This window comes from Actinotalea sp. (assembly GCF_041597215.1).
In the GTDB taxonomy this organism is placed as follows: Bacteria; Actinomycetota; Actinomycetes; order Actinomycetales; family Cellulomonadaceae; genus Actinotalea.
The window spans coordinates 1-8,405 of record NZ_JBFHHB010000145.1; the positions used below are offsets into that span (position 1 = coordinate 1).

Sequence of the window (8,405 nt, forward strand, 5' to 3'; positions counted from 1 at the left end):
ACCCCGCACCCGGTTGATGTAGGGGTGCACCGAGCCGCCCTGGATGGGGCCGGGCCGGATGAGCGCGACCTCGACGACGATGTCGTAGAAGCACCGGGGTCGCAGTCGGGGCAGGGTCGCCATCTGGGCGCGGGACTCGACCTGGAAGACCCCGACGGTGTCGGCGGCGCACAGCAGGTCGTAGACGGTCGACGCCTCCTGCGGCAGGGCGTGCAGACCCAGCTCGACCCCCTCATGGCGGGCGATGAGCTCGAACGCGATCCGCAGGGCCGAGAGCATGCCCAGGCCGAGCAGGTCGAACTTGACCAGCCCGGCGTCGGCGCAGTCCTCCTTGTCCCACTGCAGGACGGTGCGACCGGGCATCCGGGCCCACTCCACCGGGCACACCTCGATGACGGGACGATCGCACAGGACCATGCCGCCGGAGTGGATGCCCAGGTGCCGGGGCAGCCGCAGGAAGCGTTCGGCCAGGTCGATGACCTGCTCGGGGATCTCGCCGACCTCGGTGGCCGACGGCGGTCGCTGCGCCGGGACGACGTCGTGCCGGTCCTCGCTGACCCAGCCGTTCACCTGAGGACCGTCGGCCGGTGCGCGCGCCGGGCCGCTCCGTCGGTCCGGCACCGTCGGCGACCGGTCGGAGGTGGGCTCCGGTGCGGCTGCGGGGGCTCGCGACACCGTCCACCACGGGCTCGGCGTCTCCGGTCCGCGCAAGGACCCCCACCGTTCGATGCTCTTGCTCCAGGCGTCCTGCTGGCCGACGTCGAAACCCAGTGCCCTGGCGGCATCCCGCACGGCCGAGCGCGGCCGGTAGGAGATGACGTTGGCGACCTGGGCGGCGTGCCGGCGGTCGAACCGCTCGTAGACGTACTGGATGACCTCCTCCCGGCGGATCGACTCGATGTCCACGTCGATGTCCGGGGGGCCGTCGCGCTCCGGGGCGAGGAACCGCTCGAAGAGCAGCCCGTGCCGCACCGCGTCGACGGCGGTGACCCCCAGCGCGTAGCAGACAGCGGAGTTGGCTGCCGACCCTCGCCCCTGGCACAGGATCCCCCGCTCGCGGCAGAACGAGACGAGGTCGTGGACGATGAGGAAGTACCCGGGGAAGCCGAGCGTGATGATGACGTCGAGCTCGTGCTCGAGCTGGGCCCATGCCCCCGGGACGCGCTCGGCCTCGGGCGGCCCGTACCGGTCGAGGGCGCCACGGCGGACGAGCTCACGCAACCAGCTCGCCTCGTCATGGCCCCCAGGGACCGGGTACGGCGGGAGCCGGGGCGCGACGAGGGCGAGGTCGAAGGCGCACTCCGCTGCCAGCTCGGCGGCCGTGCGCACCGCCTGGGGATGCCGCCGGTGCCGGCCGAGCATCTCGCCGGCCGATCGCAGGTGCGCTCCCTGACCGGCGGGCAGCCAGCCGTCGATCTCGTCGAGGCTCGACCTGGCGCGCACGGCGGCGAGCGCAGCGGCGAGGTCGGCGTCCGCCGGCCGGGCGTGGTGCACGTTGCCGGTGGCGACCAGCGGCAGGCGCGCAGCCGCGGCCAGCTCGGCGAGCGCGTCGTTGCGCTCCGAGTCGTACGGGTCGCCGGTGTCGGTGATCTCGACGGCGACGTTGTCCCGCCCGAACAGGTCGGTCAGCCGGTCCAGCTCGAGCCGGGCCGCAGCGAGGTCGAGCCTCGGCTCGACCGTCCGCCTGATCTGACGGGCGGTACCGGTGCCCTCCAGCGCCTGACGCACGGCACCCTTGCGACAACCGGTGAGCACCAGCCACTGACCGTCCGCGGCGGCAGCCAGCTCGGGCAACCGGTAGGAGGCCGCCCCCTTGGCCCCGGTGGCCAGGTGGCCCTCGGCGATCGCGCCGGACAACGACCGGTAGCCGTCCGGACCGCGGGCCAGCACCAGCAGGTGGGTCGAGCGCGGGTCGGGGGTGCCCGTGGGACCGTCCAGCACACCGTCGCCGGTGGCCAGGTGCAGCTCGGCGCCGAAGACGGTCGGCAGTCCGTGGTCGCGGGCGGCCTGGGCGAAGCGGACCACGCCGTACAGCCCGTCGTGGTCGGTCAGCGCCATCCCGGACAGGCCGAGCCGCACCGCCTCGGCGACGAGGTCCTCCGGCTGGCTGGCACCGTCGAGGAAGCTGAACGCGGAGTGCGCGTGCAGCTCGGCGTAGCGCGGCCCGGCGGGCCGGCGCGGCTCAGTCATAGCTCGCCTCGACCGTCCAGACCCCGTCGGTCAGCGCGAGCAACACCGCCCGCCCGTCGTCGAGGGTGGCCTGGAGGTAGACCACCCTCGACGGCGAGTGGCCCGCGCCCCACCAGCGCTGCGCGATCGGCCACGGACCGGCCCAGCCGGTGACAGCGTTCTGGGAGGTGCCGTCCGGCCACCAGACCACCGCCGGCTCGGCGCTGACCTGCAGCCGCGCGTCCACCTGGACCCGGCGCCCGTCCGTGCCGCACAGCTGGACGGCCTGCGGGGCGACCAGCACGGTCGCCGGGGCCGGGGCGGGGAGCCGTCCCGGCCACGGCGCGTCCAGGTCCCTGGCCGGGGGCACGTCCTCGCCCCAGGGCACCAGGTGCACCTGGTCACGGACCTCGCGACCACCCTGGACCCGGGCGCTGAGCACGGCCTCGACGCCCAGCAGCCCCTGGACGCGGTGCACGGCACGCTGGGCGCGCAGGTCGGCTCCGGCAGCCTGACCCCACAACCGGCCCTGCTCGGCCCCGACCGCCACCACCTCCTCGGCGCGCAACGAGAGCCGCGCCAGCGGCGCCGGTTCCGGGTCCTGGCCGACCCCGGTCCGGCCGAGGCTCCTGGCCGTCAGCCAGCCGTCCAGCTGCCAGCGCACCCGGTCGGTCAGCCGGGGCACCGACAGCCCGCCGAGCGCGGTGTCGGTGCGCCAGGTGCGCACGAGCTCGCTGCCCTCGGTGGTGGTGGCGCAGATCTGCACCCGCCCGCAGCCCACACCTGCGGCCACCATCGCCTCGTTGAGCTCCTGGGCGAGCCATCGTGCGGCGAAGGCCGTCGCCTCGAGCCGCTCGACCGGCGGGTCGAAGTCCTGGGCGACGGCGACGTCCGGCTCGGGGCGCCGCAGCGCGGTGGGCCGGTCGTCCTCGCCGGACGCCACCCGGTGCGCCCACTCGCCCCCGGGGCCGAAGCGGGCCGACACGTCACCGCGCGGCAGCCGGGCCAGGTCCCCCAGGGTGTGCACCCCGAGCCTGACCAGCAGGTCGACCAGGGCGTCCACCTCGGTCACCGCACCGACCGTGAGGTGCCGCAGCTCGCCGATCCCCCAGCCGGCCAGGAACGCGCGTGTCGTGCCGACCGGTACCAGGGTCGAGGCACGCGCGGCGATCACGGCCGCGCCGACACCGTCTGCCATCCCGACCTGGGCCTCGCAGCCCACCTCGGCGACGGCGGCGACCAGCCGTTCCGCGAGCACCTGCTCCGAGCCGTGGTACCTGCCCGCCCCTGCGGCGGGCAGCAGGATCAGGCCGGGCCGGACGACCTCGAGCCCGGCGACCACGCCCTCCGCCGCGACGGCGACGGGCTCGAACTCCCTGGCGTCCCGGCCGGGGTCGGCCGTGAGCAGCACGAGCTCGGGGCAGCACTGCTGGGCGGTGCGACGCCGCATCCCGCGCCGCACCCCCTGGCGACGGGCAGGGGACGAGACCGCGGTGATCCGCCGCCCGTCGTGCACAGCGGACGGGGCGTGCGCCGGCACCCGCTCGACGGTCATGGCGGCCAGCACCGGCCAGTCCGGCACCCACAGGGCAGCCGTGCGGACGCTCATCCGGCCCGCCGCCCCTCGGGCTGCTCGAGGCCGTGCGAGGCCCGGGAGGTGTGCGCAGCGGCGGACCCGGCCGACCCGGTCCGCGCGCCAGGACCCCGACCGCTCCCGGTCCCCGGCAGCACCACCTCTCCGCGCCAGCCCCGCCCCGCAGCCCCCCTGCCCTGACGGTCGACCGTCAGCACCCCGTCCCGCAGCCTGCCCTCGCCGCGGCCGACCCCGCCCCATCGCGACACCGATGCGGTGAGCACGACCGATGCCCCCGGCCAGGGGGTGGTGGTGAGCAGGACGGCCGAGCGCTCCCTCGCGCGTGCGCTGAGCCGACGCCGGTCGGCATCGGACAGCGCCACCGCGCCCACGACGACGGCGTCCATGCCGTCCAGCAGGGCGGCCAGCACCCGGGAGCCCTCCGGCCCCGGGTCCGGCACCAGGACCACCCGGTCGAGCGCCAGGCCGAGCTGGGAGGCGGCCAGCACGCCGACACCGGGCATGCCCACCAGCGCCACCCAGCTCCCGGCGGCGGACGCCTCGGCCAGCAGGGCGAGCAGCAGGGAGGTGGACCCGGCGACGGTCAGCGTCGTGCCCCGGTCGAGCGAGGGAAGGAGCCCGGCCAGTCGCGGGTCGACCGGGAGCGCGTGGCTGTCGGGCCGGTGCCCGTCCCGTGCCCCGGACGACGGGACGGCGGCGTCCGGCGGGACCGGGACCTGCACGACCGGCGTCCGTGCCGACCAGGACCGACGGGTCCCCGCGCGCCCCTCCGCCTCGGCCAGCACCGCGCGGGCACGCGCCGCCCGGTCGACGGGCACAGCCACCGCAGTCATCACGCCTCCGAGATCGTTCGAACACCTGTTCGAGTATCTCAGTACATGCCGACACTCCCCCCGCTGTCAATCGACGGGACGGCCTCCCGTGATCGACATCACCCCCGGAGCCGGACTACATCTCTCCCATGGCCGGTTGTGAACTGCGGTGGTTCGATGGTCGTCATCCCCTCGGCCCGACGACTCACCGCGGACCCCCGCGACGACGACCCCCGAGGACGAGGAGGCGACGATGATCGAGTTCCGGTCCGTGACGAAGCAGTTCCCTGACGGGACGGTCGCCGTCGACGACTTCAGCTTCGTCCTGCCGGCTCGCCAGGCGACGGTCCTCGTCGGCTCCTCCGGCTGCGGGAAGACCACCCTCCTTCGCATGATCAACCGCATGATCGAGCCGACCTCCGGGCAGATCCTCATCGACGGCGTCGACATCGCGACGAAGAACAAGGTCGAGCTGCGACGCAGCATCGGCTACGTCCTGCAGGCCGCAGGGCTGCTCCCGCACCGACGCGTCATCGACAACGTCGCGACCGTCCCCGTCCTCAAGGGTGTGCCCAAGGCGCAGGCGCGAGCCAGTGCCCTCGAGCTGCTCGACAAGGTGGGCCTCGACCGCTCGCTGGCCAGGAGGTACCCCGGCCAGCTCTCCGGCGGGCAGCAGCAGCGCGTCGGGGTGGCCCGCGCACTGGCGAGCGACCCGAACATCCTGCTCATGGACGAGCCCTTCGGCGCCGTCGACCCGATCGTCCGCGCCGACCTGCAGAACGAGCTCAACCGGCTGCAGCAGGAGCTCGGCAAGACCATCGTCTTCGTGACCCACGACATCGACGAGGCCTTCGCCCTGGCCGACCAGGTGATCATCTTCAGGAAGGGCGGGATCATCGCCCAGGCCGGCACTCCCGCCCAGATCCTCGCGAACCCTGCCGACGCGTTCGTCGAGACCTTCATCGGCGCGGACAAGGGCAAGCGCCGGTTGCACCTGCAGAAGCGTCGCGGGGACGAGGCGACCCTCCTGGTCGACGACGACGGCAGGCCGGCAGGGGTCCTGGCTCCCTCCGACCCCGAGGACCTCACCGGAACGGATCGTGCCCGCCCTCCGAAGGCGGGGACGGCGCGGTGAGCTGGACCCTGGACAACCTCGACCTCATCCTCGACCTGTCGCTGGACCACATCCGGCTGGCCGTGCTGCCGATCGCCCTGAGCTTCGTCATCGCCGTGCCGCTCGGCTGGCTCGCCAACCGCAACGCCACGCTGCGGGCGATCGTCATCACCACCGGGAGCCTGCTCTACACGATCCCCTCGCTCCCGCTCTTCGTGATCCTGCCGGTGATCATCGGGACCCGGGTGCTCGACGAGACCAACCTCGTCGTCGCCCTCACCGTCTACGGGGTCGCGATCATGGTGCGGACGGCGGCGGACGGCCTCGCCGCCGTCGACAAGGAGACGATCGACGCCGCGACGGCGGTGGGCTTCTCCCCGCTCGCCCGCTTCTGGCAGGTCGAGCTGCCGCTGGCCGGGCCGGTGATGCTGGCAGGGATGCGGGTCGTCTCGGTGAGCACCATCGCGCTCGTCTCGGTCGGCGTGATCATCGGGTCCTCGAACCTCGGGTACCTGTTCCAGAACGGCAAGCAGCGCGGGATCCTCGAGGAGGTCGGCATCGGGATCGTCGCGAGCGTGCTCATCGCTCTCGTCTTCGACGTGCTCCTCGTCCTGGCCGGTCGTCTGCTGCTGCCGTGGACGGCCAAGACGAAGCGTGGCCGCCGGCCAGCGGTCGAGGCGGTGGCCCGGTGAGCTTCGTCGTCCTCGCGATCCAGTACATCCTCGACCCCGCCCACTGGGCGGCGACCGCGACCAGCCCGTTGCCCCTCGGGGACCGGCTCGGCGAGCACCTGCGCTACACCGCGATCACGGTGCCGATCGCGGCGCTCATCGCCCTGCCCCTCGGCTTCTTCATCGGGCACACCGGACGCGGCCGCCAGTTCGTCATCGGCTTCACCGGGGCGATGCGGGCGCTGCCCGCGCTGGGCGTGCTGTTCTTCATCACGATGGTCGCCGGCTACCGGCTGTCCTTCCTCACGGCGGCGACCGTCGGTTCGCTCATCGCCCTCACCCTGCTGGCGATCCCGTCGATCCTCGCCGGGGCGTACGCGGGCCTCGAGTCGGTCGACCGCCAGACCATCGACGCCGCCCGCGCGAACGGGATGACCGAGCTCCAGATCCTCCGCCAGGTCGAGATCCCGCTCGCCCTTCCGTTGATCATCGGCGGGATCCGGTCCGCAACTCTCCAGGTGATCGCCACGGCGACGATCGCCTCCTACGTCGGGCTCGGGGGGCTCGGGCGCGTCATCACCTCGGGCATCGGGCTCAACGACTTCACCGTGATCCTCGCGGGCGCCTTCCTCGTGACGGCGCTCGCCCTCGCTGTCGACGGTGTCTTCGCCGTCGTGCAGAAGCTCACCTCGACGACCCTGACCACAGGGCGCCGGGAGAACCGCAGGATCCGGCGCGACCAGCCATCCGGGCAGGTCACGCCAGTACTCAGTGCCACCAACCACAAGGGGTAGGACACATGTTCACTGCACATGGGAGAGGCCGCATCGCTGGCGTGGCGATCGTGGCGGGGGCGCTCCTGGCCCTCGCAGGGTGCTCGAACGCCGACCCGACCGGCACAGCGACACCATCCGACGAGACCACCACCGGCGACGTCGGCACCACGACCGTCGTCGTCGGGTCATTCGCGTTCCCCGAGAGCGAGATCCTCGGCGAGATCTACGCCCAGGCGCTCGCCGACGCCGGGTTCGACGTCGAGACCCGCTTCAACATCGGCCCGCGTCAGCAGACGATCCCCGCCCTGCAGGACGGCTCGATCAACCTCATGCCGGAGTACAACGGCAACCTCCTGGCGTACTACGACCCCGAGTACACCGAGCGCACCACGGAGGAGGTCGACGGAGCCCTGGCGGACGCGGTCGCCGTCGACGGCCTGCAGGTGCTCGACTCGGCACCGGCCGAGGACAAGGACGCCTACGTCGTCACCCAGGCCTTCGCCGACGCCAACGGGCTCGTCACGATCGGCGACCTGAGCAAGGTCGTGCCCTTCACGCTCGGGGCCAACCCCCAGTTCGCCGAGCTCGGCTACGGCGTCCCCGGCCTCAAGGACACCTACGGGGTCGGGGTGAACCCCGGCGACGTGACCTTCCTGCCGATCGAGGACTTCGGCGGGCCCGACACGGTCAAGGCGCTCGTGGACGACGACGTGCAGGTCGCCGACATCTACACGACCTCGCCGGCCCTCAAGGCGGAGAACCTCGTCGTCCTGGAGGACCCCGAGGCGCTCATCTCCTCGCAGAACATCGTCCCGCTGCTGGCCGAGGAGATCTACTCCGATGAGCTCGCGGCTGTGCTCAACGGGATCTCGGCCGTGCTCACCACCGACGACCTCATCTCCCTGCGCGACCGGGTCGAGGGGGACGAGAAGGCCTCGGCCGCCCAGGCCGCCACCGACTGGCTCACCGACAAGGGCCTGATCGGCTGATCAGCACGACGGAGGCGTCCGGCCCGCACATCGGCGGGCCGGGCGCCTCCGTCGCGTCCGGCCCCGTGCACCGGCCCCGTGCAGGGGCGTATGCTGAGGACGGCTTGCACGTATTCATCAATCCATCAGCGATGGACGCTCGCCCCGTCCCTCTCCACCCGGGAGCCCCTGTGCCGTTCCGCGCCGTCAGCGCGTCCTCGCCCATCCACGAGATCAAGGCCGCACTGTTCAAGTCCATGGGCCACCCGGTCCGGATCCGTGTCCTCGAGCTCCTCAGCGC

At 73.0% G+C, this 8,405-nt stretch carries 7 protein-coding genes; 4 read left to right on the forward strand and 3 right to left on the reverse strand.

Annotated elements, in window-relative coordinates; all coding sequences use genetic code 11:
* From ABWK99_RS10800 to ABWK99_RS10810, 3 genes are all read right to left on the reverse strand, one after another.
* The coding region (locus ABWK99_RS10800) for a PHP domain-containing protein (RefSeq protein ID WP_372594710.1) at positions 1-2,190 on the reverse strand (2,190 nt) is incomplete at its 3' end.
* Positions 2,183-3,778, reverse strand: coding sequence for a DNA polymerase Y family protein (locus tag ABWK99_RS10805; protein ID WP_372594711.1), 1,596 nt, complete (start codon positions 3,776-3,778; stop codon positions 2,183-2,185). The genes ABWK99_RS10800 and ABWK99_RS10805, both read right to left, overlap by 8 nt.
* A complete protein-coding gene (locus tag ABWK99_RS10810) occupies positions 3,775-4,596 on the reverse strand; it encodes a hypothetical protein (RefSeq protein WP_372594712.1) in 822 nt (273 codons plus the stop codon). The genes ABWK99_RS10805 and ABWK99_RS10810 overlap by 4 nt, the downstream gene beginning before the upstream one ends.
* 232 nt (positions 4,597-4,828) lie before the next feature.
* On the opposite strand from ABWK99_RS10810, the gene ABWK99_RS10815 reads away from it, so the two are divergent.
* Genes ABWK99_RS10815 through ABWK99_RS10830 form a run of 4 tightly spaced genes read left to right on the forward strand, consistent with a single transcriptional unit; the run spans position 4,829 to position 8,125 of the window.
* Entirely contained in the window at positions 4,829-5,710 is an 882-nt protein-coding gene (locus ABWK99_RS10815; protein WP_372594713.1) for an ABC transporter ATP-binding protein, read from the forward strand.
* Positions 5,707-6,381, forward strand: a complete 675-nt coding sequence (locus ABWK99_RS10820) for an ABC transporter permease (protein ID WP_372594714.1) — start codon at positions 5,707-5,709, stop codon at positions 6,379-6,381. The genes ABWK99_RS10815 and ABWK99_RS10820 overlap by 4 nt, the downstream gene beginning before the upstream one ends.
* The gene (locus tag ABWK99_RS10825; RefSeq protein WP_372594715.1) at positions 6,378-7,154 is read left to right on the forward strand and encodes an ABC transporter permease; all 777 of its coding nucleotides are present in this window, start codon (positions 6,378-6,380) and stop codon (positions 7,152-7,154) included. Before ABWK99_RS10820 ends, ABWK99_RS10825 begins: the two co-directional genes overlap by 4 nt.
* Before the next feature lie 41 nt (positions 7,155-7,195).
* Entirely contained in the window at positions 7,196-8,125 is a 930-nt protein-coding gene (locus ABWK99_RS10830; protein ID WP_372594716.1) for an ABC transporter substrate-binding protein, read from the forward strand.
* Positions 8,126-8,405 lie beyond the last annotated feature (280 nt).

Bases quoted from the DNA above. Each gene is read 5' to 3' on its own strand.
- ABWK99_RS10805 (WP_372594711.1), bottom strand. From the start codon at position 3,778: ATGAGCGTCCGCACGGCTGCCCTGTGGGTGCCGGACTGGCCGGTGCTG.
- ABWK99_RS10810 (WP_372594712.1), bottom strand. From the start codon at position 4,596: ATGACTGCGGTGGCTGTGCCCGTCGACCGGGCGGCGCGTGCCCGCGCG.
- ABWK99_RS10815 (WP_372594713.1), top strand. From the start codon at position 4,829: ATGATCGAGTTCCGGTCCGTGACGAAGCAGTTCCCTGACGGGACGGTC.